This is a genomic window from Aequorivita vitellina, from assembly GCF_022008365.1.
In the GTDB taxonomy this organism is placed as follows: Bacteria; Bacteroidota; Bacteroidia; order Flavobacteriales; family Flavobacteriaceae; genus Aequorivita; species Aequorivita vitellina.
Genome location: NZ_JAIRBA010000018.1, coordinates 55,313 through 71,849 on the forward strand (window position 1 = coordinate 55,313; position 16,537 = coordinate 71,849).

Genomic DNA, 16,537 nt, shown 5'->3' on the forward strand with positions numbered 1-16,537 from the left:
TGCATTTGGAGGGTTGGGCAACGGTTACCATTGTGTGCAGTTATTCTATTGATTTCTTTTTAAATAATTTTAATATGTTTTCAATTTTATCAAGCAGTTCATTATAAGGAATAATTACTACATCTTTGTTGCTCCACCTGAACAATTCAAAAGATACGCCTTGTCCTTTTTTAGAAAACTTTTCGGTATTTCCGGCAATTACAACACAAACTGAATTTAATGATTCCGCTGATTTTCCAACAATTGAGTGATAATTTTTTAGAAGATTATTCTTTTGATCTAAAACTTGTACAATTGCTCCTGTTAATTGATTACTTATTGGATAAAGGTCATTACGATATTCTGAATTGAGTACCAATTGCGTTAAATGAGTTTTTATTTCAATAAACGCAATGTTGCTGTTGATTTTATTTCTGTATAAAAAATCTACAATTTTATCTTTACTTCCTCCAATATTATGGCCACCGACATTGACTTTGTCATCAAGAAATATAGCTGGAAAGGAAAATATTTGAGAAAAAATCCAAGCGTGTTTTTTAAAAAACTGATGCCATTTTTCCTCCAATGTACTTGTGTCTGTAACTTGTTCAAGATTTTTTTTGTATTCTGTCAAAATATCTTCAATGTATACTATGTCAACATTTGCTTTCGTGGAAATCAATATTTCTTGAGGTAGTCCTGAATTAATTAAGATTTCCATTAGTCTTTCAGTCTCATCATCCGAAAAACTAACCTTAGAATGCTTGTCTAAATATAGATTCAACGAACCAGATACATATTCTGGTTTTTCAGGTTCATCAATGTGAGCTGGCAATAATTTATTTAGAATTAACTGATATAGAGTATTTCCCTCATTCTTTTTGTTTTCGACAAATGTGCCTGTAGATTCTTCTAGTTTTTCAAAGTCATTAATGTTTAAAGTCAACTTTGTTCGTGTTAACTTTGTTTCTTTATTTATTGAGATAATGACTTCTTGAATTTTAGGGAATTTGTTTTGGAAAAAATAAAATAGATTTTGGACTCCTTTAGGACTTGTAAATCCAAAGCCTCTACTTTCTGTAAAAGAAATGCCTGAATTAACAACAATTTCAGGTTCAATTGTAATTTTAGTTATTCCATTATATTTCTGTTCTATTAATCCATCTTTTTCTTTGAACGGATAGTATTTTTTAGTTCCGTTATTGAAGATTTCTTTGGCCAAAAATTTGGTCTGCCTCTCCTCAAATTCCACATAGTACTTTTTTTTTGTACTTAACGTTTCTTCTATTAATTTGATTCCTTTCATTCAGTTTGGTTAATTGCACTCAACAAGTTTGTATATAACAATCTCATATTCCGTATATCTCCCACTTGTACAGTTTTATTTATTTATTATTTCAAATATAAGTCCATGCCAGACAACTCAATTACGGAAAACCGTAAAGAGGTACTATTTAACCGGGGAGAATACCAAATATAATAATTTTATCGAATTCATAAAGCTGTGAAGAACATTACCCATTCACCCTTAAACAGATACGCTTTCCAAAAGAGTGCCAGAGGATTTATACCTTGTTATGCTATTGGCTTTTCTGCACCCTGTTAGCGTTTTGGTTTTATTTCCCTATTTTGGCTAAAAATTCCGCAATGCTAAAATTCAAAGATAAAGAGATAACTGAAAACGATTATGATTTTACTGTTCCTACTAAAAAAGCAGATTACACTTTTTACTCAGTTAACCCAATTAGTGCAATACAATTTCTAAAAGGTTCAAATTTGATTTGTATGGCTTCTTATGGAAATAAGAATTTAGCGGGTAATTTCTATAATAGATTTACCAATATTGGTTATTTTAAAGATATTCAAGATTTTTATAAATCTGATAAAAAAGAATGGATTGGTATTGAGAAAATGTATTTTAAATCAGTTCTTGATACAGACGAAGCTAAAATGATTATTGAGTCTATAAAATCAACTAACCATTAAAAAAGTATTTTCGTCTTGAAGACCAACGAACCTTTTGTCTTTATTCATAAATGTAGCCCAAGCAATTTCACCTTTGTTGTCCCTCCCTAATATTATTAATAGTACCTCGTTAAATTCCTCTCCAAGGTCTTTTTAATAGTTTTTTTATTGTTTAACCATCATTATATTTTAGTGTTATACGGTTTCCCGTAATTGAGTTAATATTTATTTTGATATGTTTGGTTTTTAATATATCTCTGTGATATTAAAATACTTTCTATGGCTATATTATTATGTGCTGTTGCACTATTTTTAGTATTTCTCTTAATGCGAAATCAAGAGTTAAAAGTTGTTTCCGATAATCAGCATAAAAAAGAAATTGAAAAACTCGAAATACTGCGTCGCCAACCAATTTTAAGCGAAAATTATTCAATAGCAAAATCTGTTTGTAACCGCTTGGGGAAGATTTATCGAAAGGGTTCTGACTTTGAAAACGAAGGTGATTTTAAATTTCATATTATTCAAGATACTTCAAATTATATTTTAGCAAAAGGTATAATTGCAAGACTTAAAAGATTAGAGGTTAGGTTTGTTTTTTCTCACGAAGAGAGCGTTATAAAACTAAATTTAGATATATCTAATACCGTAGATAATAAAATTATCATTAAAACCGAACAAAGTTTTTATCAGAAATCTGACGATTTTATAGTTGATTTTGTTACCAGCTTCGTCGAAAATAACACTAAAAAATAAAATCGGTATTATGTCAAAATATACGCTTGAACAGTATCTCCAGTCGATGAAAGATGATAAAGAATCTGTTATTAAAGATATTGCAAATTTTTATTCCGAACACCCTGATGATTTTGAACAAGTTCAAATTTTTATGTCAGAGAAGAAAAACTCTTTCAATGATAAATATTTTATGAACTTCCCTAGCGATTTGAACGATATGTTAGAGGCTAAATATTTTGGATTTCAAACTTGGGTTGATTATTCAGAGATTGTTAACTATTGTCGGGATTTAATGGACTCTTTTCGAGCGTAAAATACTTTTGATAAATCTTTTTATCGGGGTGCTCTGTGAACGTAGGGGGGTATAATCTCATTGGGGTATCCAATTCTATCCTTAACGCCAAAAGATTCGATAATTGTTTTTTTTTGTATTGGGCAAATGCATCTTTTTCGCGATTGTTCCTTTTCTTTTAACTGTTGCACAACTTGCTTATATAGGCTACTTTATTTCCTTTTATCATCCAATCTGGTATGCTAAGGGCTATTTTAGAAAAAACTACTTTTATTATTTCAAAAATTTTGCATTTATATATTTTACGAATGTAAAGATTATTGCGACTAATTATTTTGAAACACAAAGCAAACACAAACCCAGTCATTACGGAAAACCGTATGAGTGAGCTTTTAACTGACCCACCTACGCATATAGTTTCGGTGGCCAAAGGGGGAGAATGCCAAATACAACTATTTTGTCGGTTTCAAAGGTCATTGAAGGGCATTACAAATGCAATATTAAATAGCCGCGCTTTCCAAAAGCACGCCAGTGGGAGTTTTAGACAATTTTCAGAATAATAATGTAATTATTCATTATTTTTAAAATGCTGTCGATATTTTGAAAACCCTCCTTTTGATTCCGCGAAGTTAATTTGGCCTTCCACGAATTTTAATCCAACATTTGCAATTTTCTGAATATACCTATAATCGCTTAGCATGATTAAATCATCAGGGGAGTGAAATTTATTTTTATTAAATGTTATGTACAGACTTTTATTTTTCAGCTCATTTAAATTTAGCTTACTTTTTTGAAGTTCAAGAATGGCGTTTTCCAATTCTTTTGTTTCATTTTTAAGTAAGTTATCAAAATCACTATCTGGAGAAAGACCACTTTTTATGTATAAATTTGCAAATGCATATTTTCCGATACTATTGAAGCACTCGGTAATCTTCATTTCATGGTCATTATAGCCTAATTTTTTTAAAGTACCTGTATTTAACTTTTTTCTAGGAATTTCTTCATTCACATACTCCATAAAAACATTATATATTAAAAAAAACCTTCCACATTCTTCAAAGCAAAAATGATAAAGAGTGTAGGCTCTGGTGCTTTTTAAATTATTATGTAATATTTCTGCTTCTTCAAATAGGCTTTTCGCATTTTCAAAGGTTAAGTGTAATGCAGATATAAATTCTTTCTCCATAATATTTAAAGTTAAGAAAATTTAATTGACCTATTAGCCCACGACAAATATGACCTGGTGTTTACTCAAGGTATATTAATTATTACTTAGAGAGAGTAAAGCGTTATGTGTTATATGGATTGTTTAAGTTTTTTGTCGAAGTGGAATATACTATTGCCAATAATAAAATAGCAAACGTAGTTGCCTTTGATGAAGTAAAATTTTTAGATATGTATTGGATTCTTAAAGATTTAAATAAAAAATGAAGTGTAATTTTTTATCGAAAAAGCTCATCATCAAAAAATTCTTTTAATGTAATCCCCAATGCTTTACAAATCCTATTTAAGGAATATATAGTAATTCCTCTATCGGATTTAAGATTTTCCCAAGGTTGAAAGTTTTGTCTATCAACATCAATGTTTTTGGAAACATCGCTTTTAGAATCACCAAGTTTTTCCCGAAGTAGAAACAAACGTTGTTTTATTTTCTTTTTTAATTTTTCGTCCTCTTCTCTCAATTTTGCCATATAGCAATTTGGACATTTCCAAATTTTTTATTGTAATGCACTTGCATTACAAATAATTTTATTTATATTTGGTTGAATTAATTATTTTTGCGATTCTTCTATAAGCAAAACATTAGAAGCTTTCGCTTTGAATCTCAACTTGAAAACTGGTAATTTAAAGGAACGAGATGATAAGCTGATTGGCTCACGACCCGGGCGTGCGGCCTCTCTTATCGTTCCAAGGTATACCAGTACCTCAAGTTGATAAGTTGAGTCCCGCGCCCTTTTGTATTGGGCTTGGTCGCTATTTCTTCCCTCAACTTTCCTTCAAAGCATCAGTTTCATCTAAGAAGCGTCGCAACTATGGTAATGAATAGTTAGTATTGAGTAGATCGTCTCACGTCTCATATCTCACATCTCACATCTCATTACAAAAAAATGACCCGCTCCCAGTTTTCGACGACATCCGAGCAGGCCAGTAGTTAAATAAATGTATAACACTTAACTGATGCAAAATTATGAAAAATAATTACAGGCATGGGCTTGCGCTTGCAGGTATTTTTGCCCTCTTCTTAAACTTTAGCCCCCCAATTTTATCACAGAACCTACCACTAAAAAAAATTAGTGGTACCATTACCGATGCCAATGGCCCACTTAGTGGCGTTAACGTCCTGGTAAAAAATACCGCCCGCGGTAGCACTAGTGATCTGGACGGAAGGTATTCCGTTAATGCGTCCTTAAACGATACGCTGGTGTTTACTTATTTGGGGTATAAGCCTGTTGAAATTGCAGTAAGCAGTAACAATAGTATAAATGTCTTTATGCAATCTGATGCCACAGCACTAGACCAAGTAATTATTAATGCGGGGTACTATAAGGTTTCCGATAAGGAAAAGACGGGGAGTATCGCTCGGGTTACTGCTGAAGAAATTGAAAGCCAACCTGTCAATAATCCTTTGGAAGCGCTACAAGGGCGAACGCCAGGGCTTGTTATCACGCCAACCACAGGCTTACCTGGCGGTGGTGTGCAAGTACGTATCCGAGGACAAAATAGTATCACCGCAGGCAATGAACCATTGTTTGTAATTGATGGCATTCCGTACGATTCCCAATCCCTCAGCAACGGCTATGCTTCAAATCCTTTACTACCAGATGGCAACGTCAGTCCATTAAACAATATCTCCCCTTCAGAAATTGAGAGTATTGAAATATTAAAGGATGCGGATGCTACTGCCATATACGGTTCCCGAGGTGCAAATGGCGTGGTGCTTATAACTACCAAGGAGGGCAAGTCAGGAAAAACCCGCTATAATTTCAAATTTCAATCCTCCTTGGGACATGTAACAAGGTTTCAGGAACAACTCAATACCCTACAGTATATTCGGATGCGAGAGGAAGCTTTCGCCAATGACGGGATTACGGAATACCCCGATTATGAATACGATGTAAATGGTACTTGGGATAAAAATAGATATACCAATTGGCAAAAGGAACTTATTGGCGAAACGGCCTATCGCAACACAATTAATGCGGATGTTTCTGGTGGTGGGGAACAGACTCGCTTTCTGCTAAGTACTCAATATACCACAGAAACAACTGTCTTTCCGGGTGACTCCCATTTTAATAGAGCCTCTGTGCACAGTGCAATCAATCATCGAGATAAGGCTGATAAATTCACTGTGAAATTCACTGCACATTACGGTATTGAAAACAACACCCTTCCGGCAAGAGACCTAACTTTTAGAGCACTTACACTAGCTCCCAACGCCCCAGCCATTTATGATGAAAACGGTGACCTCAACTGGGAAGATGGAACTTTTACAAATCCGTTAAGCATACTTGAGGCAGACTATCTACAGCATAGAAAAACCTTATTGTCAAATCTTGCCCTACACTATCAAATTATTCCCTCCCTAGGCATACGTTTGAACAGTGGTTATGAAAACAGCAATCTCGATGAATCCCGCACCAATCCCAATACTGTTTACAATCCAGATTACGGCTTGGGACCTGATTATTCAACTATTTTCGTAAACAAGGGAGATCGCACCTCTTGGATAATGGAACCGCAAGTTGAATGGAGTATAAAACTTTTAGGAGGGCAGCTTACTGCCTTGGCGGGTGCCTCTTTCCAACAAAGAACGGACGCAGTACTTTCCTATTTCGGACAAGGCTTTGCAAGCAATGACCTTATCTACGATTTAGCTGCGGCTTCCTTTATACAGATAGATCGGGATCTAGAAGCCAAATATAAATACGAAGCCCTATATGGTCGTTTAAATTACAATTTTCAAAATAAATATATCTTAAACCTCACGGGTCGGAGGGACGGGAGCAGTCGTTTTGGCCCCGGAAAGAAATTCTCCAATTTTGGAGCCATCGGTGCGGCATATGTTTTCAGTGAAGAATCTTTCCTTAAAAATAGTCATTGGCTAAGTTTGGGTAAACTGCGTGGCAGCTATGGTACTACGGGTAATGATCAAATTGGTGATTATGGGTATCTGGATACTTATACGGTAAGTGGCACACCTTACGGCGGCACTATAGGCATTGGCCCTACGCAACTGTACAATCCCAACTTTGGATGGGAAATAAACAAAAAAGGGACAGTGGCTCTTGAACTTGGATTGTGGGACAATAGAATTTCAATGACCGCGGAGTGGTATAAAAACCGTTCTGGCAATCAATTGGTGGGCGTACCCTTGCCATGGACCACAGGTTTTCCAACGGTTCAGGCAAATCTGGGGGCCATTGTGGAAAATCGTGGCTGGGAGCTTAGCCTTCAAACTGAAAATTTTAAAACCGACAATTTCAGTTGGACGACCCACATAAACCTTACCCTACCTAAAAATGAATTGGTGGCCTTTCCAGGATTGGAAGCAAGCACTTATGCCAACCAATATGTAATTGGCCAACCCATTACAATCAAAAAAGTATTTCATTATACAGGCATAGACCCCGAAACAGGTATCTACCAATTTGAAGACTATGATGGGGATGGAAACATAAGCATTCCAAATGACCAACAATATACGGTGGACACTGCCCCAAAATTTTATGGAGGGCTCTCGAATAGCTTCAAATACCATAATTGGGATCTCAGCCTATTCTTTCAGTTTACCAAACAAAAAAACTATAACTATTGGTACACAGCCAGCCCTGCGGGAATCATGGTCAACCAGCCAATTGCAGTCTTGGACCATTGGCAAACTCCTGGTGATAATTCCGAAACACAGCTATATACCTCTGGCAATAATGTAGTGGCAACTACAGCCTTTTACAATTTTATACAAAGCGATGCTGCAATCAGCGACGCTTCTTATATAAGGCTTAAAAATGCAGCCATAAGCTATAGCTTGCCTTTGGGAAAACTGACCGGTAAAGTATTCCTTCAAGGCCAAAACCTCATCACCTTTACCAATTTTAAAGGCGGAGACCCTGAACAATTTAGTGGCTTTACGCCTCCGCTCCGCTGGCTCGGCGGCGGATTTCAATTAACTTTTTAATCCATTAATATGAAAACAATTTTAAATTTTTTAAATCGCCTTGCCTATTTGGCAATTGTTTCAATAACCGCCCTTTCATTTATTGGGTGTGAAAAAGATCTGGAAGTAGGCTTGCCAAATTCCCAACTTACAGGCATCAGTGTGTTCCAGAATGTTGCAACCGCCCGTGCCGCCTTGGCCAAAATATATGCTGATATAAGGGATACCCCTCCCTTAACAGGTACTAGTGAAGGCCTAAACCTTTTGATAGGGCTGTATGCTGACGAAATGAAGTATTATGGGGAAGGGGGTAGCTCCATCGAAGCGTTTTATAAACATAATATTCAATCCAATAGTTCCCTTACGGAAGGTTTCTGGTCTGGGGGCTATCAAGCAATTTATCAGTGCAATTCTGTTCTTGAAGGGTTGGCAACCGCTCCCATTACAGGTGAAGAGAAAGCTCCACTAGAAGGCGAAGCACTTTTTCTGAGAGCTTACCTCCATTTTTATCTTCTGAACTTATATGGAGATATACCTTTTATTAATACTACAGACTATTTAGTAAATGCCAGTGTTAAAAGACAACCCCAAGAAGAAGTATACACCGCAATAATAGCCGATCTAGAGCAAGCGAATGAATTGTTGCCCAATACTGATCAATCAGGACAATACATCTACGCTACAAAAGCCGCCGCCAATGCGCTTCTCGCCCGCATTTACTTATATCGGGAGCAGTGGCAGAAGTCATTGGATGCGGCGACAACTGTTTTGGAAGATTCCCCCCATACTTTTACGGACGATCTCAGTCAGGTCTTTGTAAGTACTGGTCCTGGTATAATTTGGCAGTTACCACCAATCACCAGTTTAACAACCTCTGAAGCCTTCACCTTTATTTTTGAAACAGCCCCACCACCTTTAGCAGCGCTCCAACCTGAATTAATTGAAAGTTTTGAACCGAACGATGCAAGACTATCTCAATGGATTGGAGTTGTAACAGATGGTACGCAAAATTGGTATTACCCCTATAAGTACAAAACAAGAATCGCTGGTGATGGCCCCGAGGAATTCTCGGTCTTGATGCGACTGGCTGAAGTGTTTCTAATACGCGCCGAGGCTCGTGTGCATCTGGGTGATATTGGTGGCGCACAATCAGACCTGAATAAAATAAGGCATCGTGCTGACTTGGAAGATAGCACCGCCTCCACGGAAACGGAATTGATTACCGCCATCCTTGAGGAACGTCGCCACGAGCTATTTACGGAACAAGGCCATAGATGGTTTGATTTAAAACGAACAGGCAACGCTGCAGAAGTTTTACAACCTTTAAAACCTAATTGGCGAATCACAGACCTCTTATTTCCGCTCCCTCAGCAAGAACTGCGCTTAAACCCTAACCTTCAACCCCAAAATCCCGGTTACTAATGAAATCTATAAATTTTAGAAAAGGCAGTTTGAGAATTAGCCAATTTCACTTGCTTGTTTGCATGCTTGGGATAATGTCCTGCTCCCTATGGGGGCAGGATTTCCCTAAGAAATTGCTTCAGGAAAGTGATTTTAACCGTTGGTCGAATGTATGGAGCCCCAAAATCTCCGATGATGGCAAATGGGTCACTTATCCCATAGATTATACAGTACTCAAAGATACCCTAGTAGTAGTAAATCCTAAAACTAAGATCAATTATAAAATAGCCGGTGGAGCTGACGGTGCTTTTATTCATGGCTCCAATACCCGTTGGTTCGTATTTACACAGAAAAATAGGGGAGTGGGTATAATGGATTTAAATAATGGAAACATTTTATGGGCAGGAAAGGCAAATTATTATAAAATTTCTCCTTATGGAAAAATGATAGTTTGTATAAAAAACACAAAAGACAAGAAAAAAACGCTCACCCTCGTATATCCCCAGCAGAATAAAGTAAAAACACTTACTGGAATTACAGATTTTAGCCTTGGCCCAAAGGATACCCAATTGGCATACGCAATTAATACCTCCCTTTCATCAAAAATTGTGATCAGCAATGGGGGTAATATTGAATATACTCATAATGCTAAACTGGGAAATCATTTTTATTATAATTTAATATGGAATCCTCAAGGTACTGCGGTAGCCTTTATGGACAAATCCATAAATAGTATTACCAAAGTTCAAACGGAAAATATTATTAGCTGTGAATTAAATACGGAGTCAATTAATATTTTAAATCCTTTACGAAATGAAAAGTTGGCTGGTCTCAAGTTGCTATCAAATCTATTTTACTATTCAAAGGATGGTCAGAGTCTTATTTTTAATACTTCACCCATTTCAGGAATTTCCTCAGATCAAGGCCCCAATGTGCAAGAATGGAAAGGAACTGATAGCTGGTTATATCCGCGAGTTCAAAATACTTGGGAATGGGAAAACCAGTGGTGGAAAACGATGTGGTGGCCAAAACAAAATAAGATATTACAAATTGCAAATGAAACCACCCCACAGGCTGAAATAACTTCCAATCAGAAATATGCCATTGTCTATAACCAAACCCAATATGAACCCGAATACAGTGACCAAACTATAGCCGATTTATACGCGGTAGATTTGGAAACAGGGGAAAGAAATCTCATTGAAAAAAAACAGGACTGTTCCCTAGATTTTATACAGCTGTCACCCTCTGGAAACTATCTAAGCTATTTAAGGGATAAAAATTGGTGGGTCTATGATTTTGAAAATCGGACTTGTATAAATATCACTGAAGCCATAAATGCCAATTTTTATTCTGAAAATTATGACCATTCCACAAACCAAGGGCCTTATGGCAAACTAGGGTGGACAGATGGAGATAAAAAAGTTCTCATATATGATGAATTTGATATTTGGGCAATTTCATCTGATGGATCTGTAGCGGAACGCTTAACAAAAGGAAGGGAAGAGAATATAAGCTATCGTATTGATACCTATAACACCAATAGTGCACACGCCCATAAAAGCCTCCTTGAAAATCTCAGTTACAACATAGAAAAAGAACCCCTGCTTGTTTTAGCTAGTAAGCATGACATTCCTTATGCATATTACAAAACAGATTTAAACAATAACAGGCAAATGTTGAGTGTTCAAAGCGGAAAGATAGGTGACTTGGCCAAGGCAAGTAGCGTAAATGCTGTAGTTTATAAAACACAATCAGCAGACCATCCTCCTGCATTGTTTTATTGGAATAATTCACTATCCACGCCTATCATAATTTATCAATCAAACCCACAACATTGGGAATATCTAGTAGGCAGAACAGAACGTATTACCTTCCATAACAGTGCTGAACAGGAATTAAGTGCTGTGCTTCATTATCCCGACGACTATAAGGAGGGACTTGAATACCCAATGATTGTACATATTTATGAGAAACTATCCCAAAATTTTGCCGATTATCGTAACCCAACCTATTATGAAGATATAGGATTTAATTGGCGGGTTTATACTGCGAGCGGTTATTTTGTATTAGAACCAGATATTCTTTACACTCAGGGTGCCCCAGGGATGTCTGCAGTTAATTGCGTAACTGATGCAGTTGAAGAGGTTTTGGATAGACATTTAGTGGATAGGAATAAGATTGGTCTTAATGGTCATTCCTTTGGAGGATATGAAGCTGCCTTTATTATCACCCAAACAGATTTATTCAGTGCCGCGGTAATAGGCTCTCCCGTTACCGATTTAACTAGTTATTATTTCTCAGTAAATAAGGAAAATTACAAACCCGATAATTGGCGATTTGAAAACCAGCAATGGCGAATGGGATTTTCTTATTTTGAAAATAAGGAAGCCTATTTGGCTAATTCTCCACTCCATCAGGCAAACAAGGTAAATTGTCCAGTATTGTTATGGACTGGAAAAAATGACGTTGTTATTCCTTATACCCAAAGTGTGGAGTTCTATCTGGCCCTAAGGCGATTGAAGAAGAAGGTTTCTTTTTTACTCTATCCAGATGAAATCCATTCCTTGATGAAAAAGGAAAACCGCTATGACCTTTCGGTAAGAATAAAATCTTGGTTTGACCAATCCTTAAAATAAAAGGGCTCCCAGTTGAGAGCCCTTCCACTCTTGGCTACCTATGGCTGCCAAGTTCCACGTAGTGGCTGAACACAAGAGTTGCCCGATAATTTAAAGACATCCATCCCGTTATGGGTGCAAATAGCAGTGCCAATATTAGTACATTGGCCCTCTACCTGACACACGCCAGATTTAAAAATATAGCCTGTTTCTAAAACTACATTTTCATTTTTAGGAGTGTTGAAGGCAAAAGCAGCAGCAACTGCCAACATACATACACTCACAGGTACAAAAAATTTGAATTTTTTATTTTGCATAATATTTAAATTTAAATGATGGCTTACTCTGTTTTACAGGTTTTCAGCCTTACCCCTGCCACTGATCAGATGGGATTAAAAAATTTATTGTCTAAATGATATTTTACAAGTCGGTCCTCCATTATTGCATATAATGTGTTTTTTACTACATAAAAGGTCGTTAGCTTTTTATCACCTTGATGATATAAATAAAAACTGAACATATATTCATCTGTGGTAATGTTGTAAACATCAATTATTGAAGCTTCCTCAAGCATATCCTTAGGTTCATTTTTACCAAGTCTTTTAGATTTTATATAGAGATAATCCCCATAGGTAGCTGCATACTGATTAATAATTGTCGCATTTCCCTTAAGCTTGTCCCGCCCCAGGTTTTTCGAACTAAGTATTTCCAATGCGGGGGTAGTTACCGTATCTATGGTATGTTGCTCAACCGTTTCTAAAGAAGGCGCAATTATATAGTAGCGATTGCTGTAGAAATAGGTATATACTATCTTTTGAAGTTGTTCATTCCATAACAGTAGACCATCAGATTCAAATATTCCATCGACAAGTGCGGGTAGTTCATATCCAGATATAGTATTGTTTTCTACAGCATCCGCATTTTTGATAACTGCGATGCTGTTTTTTAAGGTTCGGGCATTCGCCAGACGGATACTTAATCTTAAGGAATCCATGGGAGTGGCTGCTGTAAAATATAGATTTTTATAAAAGGTATTCGCCCTCCAATCAGTTTTTGAACCGTGCAATATTATGGGCACTGTTCCATCGCTGACAAAGAAATCAGTATTCCCTATTGCAATTGTTACCGATTTATAGGGTAAATGCATATTATCCAATTGTATTTCTATAGTATCGGCTTGTCTTAAAAGCGTATCGAGTATCAATACTTTTAGAGGTGCTGTTACGTTTCCCAAATAGACATTTCCAGAATTAATCCCAGCCATATACCAAGAATTATATTTAAGGTCATACATTTCTAGAACTGATGTAGGATGCGGTATATACCTACGTACAAACGCATTATTCCTGTGCATCTCCTTCTCCGAAAAAGCAAACAACAAAGTCACAATGCCAATACCAAAAAAGGCAAGGGTGGCAAGTATCAGGAAGGTCTTTTTGGGTTTTTTCTGCAAGAATAAAAAGACCGCCACCCCGGCCAATAATATGAAAACAATATTAAAAATGAAGTGCTGTGTCCAACTCAATTTCTCTAAAACCCCGCCGCAAGAGCAAGGGATAAAGTCGGAGAAATTAAGAATGATAAAAATATAGGTAGTAAACATTACCATTAATAAATAGGAAGCATAAAGCCCAAGCGTTCTATAACGCCCTACCATCAATAAAATGGCAATCCCTATTTCGGCAGTGGGTACTAAATAAGCTATAAAACCAGCATAGGCACTAAGTAGGGGAGACTGGGCTAATTGCACAGTAAAAGTTTCAAAGTCTAATAATTTGCTAACAGCTGCGTAAATAAACAAGAGTACGAACAACAGTGAAACTACATCTACTATGTACTTCCTTCCTATTTCTTTATAGTGTAATGCGAATCTCATAATTTTAAATAAATGTTGTTTTAACATTCATAAAATTAGAGGTTTACAAAACTGTTGCCACTAAAGTTCTCCGCGTATTATTTATGGAAATTAAAGAAAATTTTGAGGGAAGAAGCGTAAGAATTTAAAGCGATCCACTTTCTCTTGCCTTCTGAATCAAGGCCCAATCATCGCCGTCAACTACATCAAACTGAACTTTTAGCCGTTTTTTCCGCTTCTCTAGTGTGCTAATAGACATATTCAGAATATTAGGAAGTTCAGCCATACGGATGCCTTTGGAGAGTTCGTACAACATGCTTAACTCAAGTCTGTCTAAGTCAACTTCCCGTTGCAAATGCGTCATAATAGCCTGTTTAAACGTATCGCACATATAAGGAGGATTTTTAAGTGCCTGTGTTATTTGGGAAGGCAACTCAGAAGGCGTGTTTGAATCTTCAGAAATCAATGCCTGTGGTTTTATCTGTCGTATCAAATTCCAGATATTGTAATTTTGCGAAAAGTTGGTGCCAAGTATTATGGTACTCTCAGAAAATCGATTCCTAAAAGTGCATCCAAAAACGCTACCATCGTCCTTAGTAGGCTTAATTCCAATGCCATTACTTATCTGTAAAAATAAAATATCAATAGAAGAGTTAGAGTCCAAAGATTCCATACAACTCATTGCTGCATCCGCTGAATTATGCTCCGTAATTTCAAAACTACAATACATCCAGGATTCCTCAATTTTCTCAAAAGCCGTTCTATAGGCATCCATATAAAATGCCATGTCTGATACTAACCATATGTTTCGTACTTCACTCTCCATTTTTACTGTTTCTTCACTAGTCTTAACTTTTAATTCCCTTGCGCAAGCACACCCCCGAATCAACAAATCCCGAGTGAACCAATTCCCCAACAAACAACTCACCAATCAACCAATTGACTAATCAACCAATCAACAAATCAACCAATCAACGAATCAACGAATTAACGAATTAACCAATCCCGAATCAACAAATTCCGAGTGAACCAATTCCCCAATTCCCCAACAAACAACTCACCAATCAACCAATCAACGAATTAACGAATCAACAAATCCCGAATTAACGAATCCCGAATCAACAAATTAACCAATCCCGAATTAACAAATCCCGAATTAACGAATTAACCAATCCCCAAATGTCAGGGGAGTAGCCCGTCCTGAGCGGAGCCGAAGGGTCATTGCGAGGAAGCGATGATAGGAGCGCCCGAAGCAACCTGTCTCTTTTAACCCTGCTGCCACGCATTTGCAACAATTGCCAATGCTGCATCAAAAATATTTTCTATAAAGATAAATCCCATCTTTTAAAAACCCCATCCATTCTGCCATACAATAAGTATGGAAAAACCGTACTTTTATTTCAATAAAAATTCGTATGCAAATTGCTACGGAGAAAAATAAAAAACATCTCAATTTCTAAATGACGAAAAATGCCTCAACTTTAAGGCATATCACCCCAATTTTTCCATTCAATAAAATACTTTATCTAATACTAAACATATATGTTTTGTACTTCGCTGTCCATTGTAACCGTAAAAATTAAATCTGCTGTTGCATACACAAGTTCTCAACGCGAGCTAGAAGTGATTTATATTTATAGCGATAAAATTAATAAGTGTAAATGAGAAAGGGGGGTCGAAAGTCACTGAAAAAACAAGGATTATCCCTGAAAAATCAATGATTATCCCTGAAAAATCAATGATTATCCTTGAAAAAACAAGGATTATACCTGAAATCCCCAATTTCCACCGCTAGTGCTCGATTGCAACGCGTGTCAATCCAATCAACAAATCCCCATCCCTATGTGAGCGCAGTCAAAATGCCCAAATTTGGCTCACCTTATCTCAAATATCAAGTCTCTAACTTCTAGCCTCTAGATTCTCCCCTCTAAACTCCTCAACTCAAAACTCCACCCCATTCATATGCAGTCCCTACGGGACAAAAATTCCTATCACAACAATGCTTCTACCAATATTTCGTGCCTACGGCACATATAGCCAAGAGGAATATGTTTAAAACATTTGTTTTTCATTTGAGTCTAGCCTCTAGACTCTAGCTTCTAGATTCAAATCTCACATCTCACATCTCACATCTCAAATCTCCAAATATGTCACACTGAGCGCAGTCGAAGTGCCTCGCCCAGCCCAATCCTCATTATCTTTATACCCAAATTTGGCTCACCCATCTCAAATCTCAAATCTCACGTCTCACATCTCAAATCTAAAGCGTCCTACGTCTTACCGTCCTACGTCATTCTCACCCCATCACCACATCCTCCTTCCCCTTCTAAATATTTTAATTTAAAAGAAAGAAGGTTAATTCAGGGGAAGGTGGCCGCCGGTTACAATTTTAATTATAGTTGCTATTATAATCTGGCGGTCGGAAGGGGTAAAGCCTTTGGTCTTCAATTTCAACTTTCCAAACATCCCCCCCCTGCCCCCCTTCAAAGTGGGGGGAAGTAGCGTCTTGATTGTTACTGAGATTATTTATTAACAAA

The 16,537-nt window shown here is 36.8% G+C and carries 12 protein-coding genes; 6 read left to right on the forward strand and 6 right to left on the reverse strand.

Features of this window, described 5'->3' with window-relative positions:
* Positions 1-40: 40 nt before the first annotated feature.
* Positions 41-1,285 (reverse strand): Shedu immune nuclease family protein, encoded by a 1,245-nt coding sequence (locus tag K8089_RS10110; RefSeq protein ID WP_237603167.1) that lies wholly within the window; start codon positions 1,283-1,285, stop codon positions 41-43.
* A gap of 341 nt (positions 1,286-1,626) precedes the next feature.
* On the opposite strand from K8089_RS10110, the gene K8089_RS10115 reads away from it, so the two are divergent.
* The 3 genes from K8089_RS10115 to K8089_RS10125 all read left to right on the forward strand — a co-directional run bounded on the left by K8089_RS10115 (position 1,627) and on the right by K8089_RS10125 (position 2,992).
* Positions 1,627-1,965: a hypothetical protein gene (locus K8089_RS10115; protein ID WP_237603168.1), complete on the forward strand. Its 339-nt coding sequence runs from the start codon at positions 1,627-1,629 to the stop codon at positions 1,963-1,965.
* Positions 1,966-2,223: 258 nt separating this feature from the next.
* Positions 2,224-2,697 (forward strand): hypothetical protein, encoded by a 474-nt coding sequence (locus K8089_RS10120; protein ID WP_237603169.1) that lies wholly within the window; start codon positions 2,224-2,226, stop codon positions 2,695-2,697.
* A gap of 10 nt (positions 2,698-2,707) precedes the next feature.
* On the forward strand, positions 2,708-2,992 hold the full coding sequence (locus K8089_RS10125) for a hypothetical protein (RefSeq protein ID WP_237603170.1): 285 nt from the start codon (positions 2,708-2,710) through the stop codon (positions 2,990-2,992).
* A 547-nt stretch (positions 2,993-3,539) separates the two neighbouring features.
* Here the strand turns inward: K8089_RS10125 and K8089_RS10130 are convergent.
* Both K8089_RS10130 and K8089_RS10135 read right to left on the reverse strand, forming a co-directional pair.
* Positions 3,540-4,157: an AbiV family abortive infection protein gene (locus tag K8089_RS10130; RefSeq protein WP_237603171.1), complete on the reverse strand. Its 618-nt coding sequence runs from the start codon at positions 4,155-4,157 to the stop codon at positions 3,540-3,542.
* A gap of 256 nt (positions 4,158-4,413) precedes the next feature.
* Complete coding sequence (locus K8089_RS10135; protein WP_237603172.1) at positions 4,414-4,662, reverse strand: helix-turn-helix transcriptional regulator; 249 nt, start codon at positions 4,660-4,662, stop codon at positions 4,414-4,416.
* A 497-nt stretch (positions 4,663-5,159) separates the two neighbouring features.
* On the opposite strand from K8089_RS10135, the gene K8089_RS10140 reads away from it, so the two are divergent.
* The 3 genes from K8089_RS10140 to K8089_RS10150 are packed head-to-tail and all read left to right on the forward strand — an operon-like array spanning position 5,160 to position 12,166.
* Positions 5,160-8,147: a SusC/RagA family TonB-linked outer membrane protein gene (locus K8089_RS10140; RefSeq protein WP_237603173.1), complete on the forward strand. Its 2,988-nt coding sequence runs from the start codon at positions 5,160-5,162 to the stop codon at positions 8,145-8,147.
* A 9-nt stretch (positions 8,148-8,156) separates the two neighbouring features.
* Positions 8,157-9,548: a RagB/SusD family nutrient uptake outer membrane protein gene (locus K8089_RS10145; RefSeq protein ID WP_237603174.1), complete on the forward strand. Its 1,392-nt coding sequence runs from the start codon at positions 8,157-8,159 to the stop codon at positions 9,546-9,548.
* Positions 9,548-12,166 carry an alpha/beta hydrolase family protein gene (locus K8089_RS10150; protein WP_237603175.1) on the forward strand — a complete coding sequence of 873 codons (2,619 nt, stop codon included), beginning with the start codon at positions 9,548-9,550 and terminating at the stop codon, positions 12,164-12,166. The genes K8089_RS10145 and K8089_RS10150 overlap by 1 nt, the downstream gene beginning before the upstream one ends.
* 38 nt (positions 12,167-12,204) lie before the next feature.
* On the opposite strand, the gene K8089_RS10155 is transcribed toward K8089_RS10150, so the two are convergent.
* The 3 genes from K8089_RS10155 to K8089_RS10165 form a co-directional block, all read right to left on the reverse strand.
* Positions 12,205-12,462 carry a DUF6520 family protein gene (locus tag K8089_RS10155; RefSeq protein WP_237603176.1) on the reverse strand — a complete coding sequence of 86 codons (258 nt, stop codon included), beginning with the start codon at positions 12,460-12,462 and terminating at the stop codon, positions 12,205-12,207.
* A gap of 65 nt (positions 12,463-12,527) precedes the next feature.
* Positions 12,528-14,021: a DoxX family protein gene (locus K8089_RS10160; protein WP_237603177.1), complete on the reverse strand. Its 1,494-nt coding sequence runs from the start codon at positions 14,019-14,021 to the stop codon at positions 12,528-12,530.
* Between the two features lie 124 nt (positions 14,022-14,145).
* The gene (locus K8089_RS10165) at positions 14,146-14,826 is read right to left on the reverse strand and encodes a hypothetical protein (RefSeq protein ID WP_237603178.1); all 681 of its coding nucleotides are present in this window, start codon (positions 14,824-14,826) and stop codon (positions 14,146-14,148) included.
* Between the last annotated feature and the right edge of the window lie 1,711 nt (positions 14,827-16,537).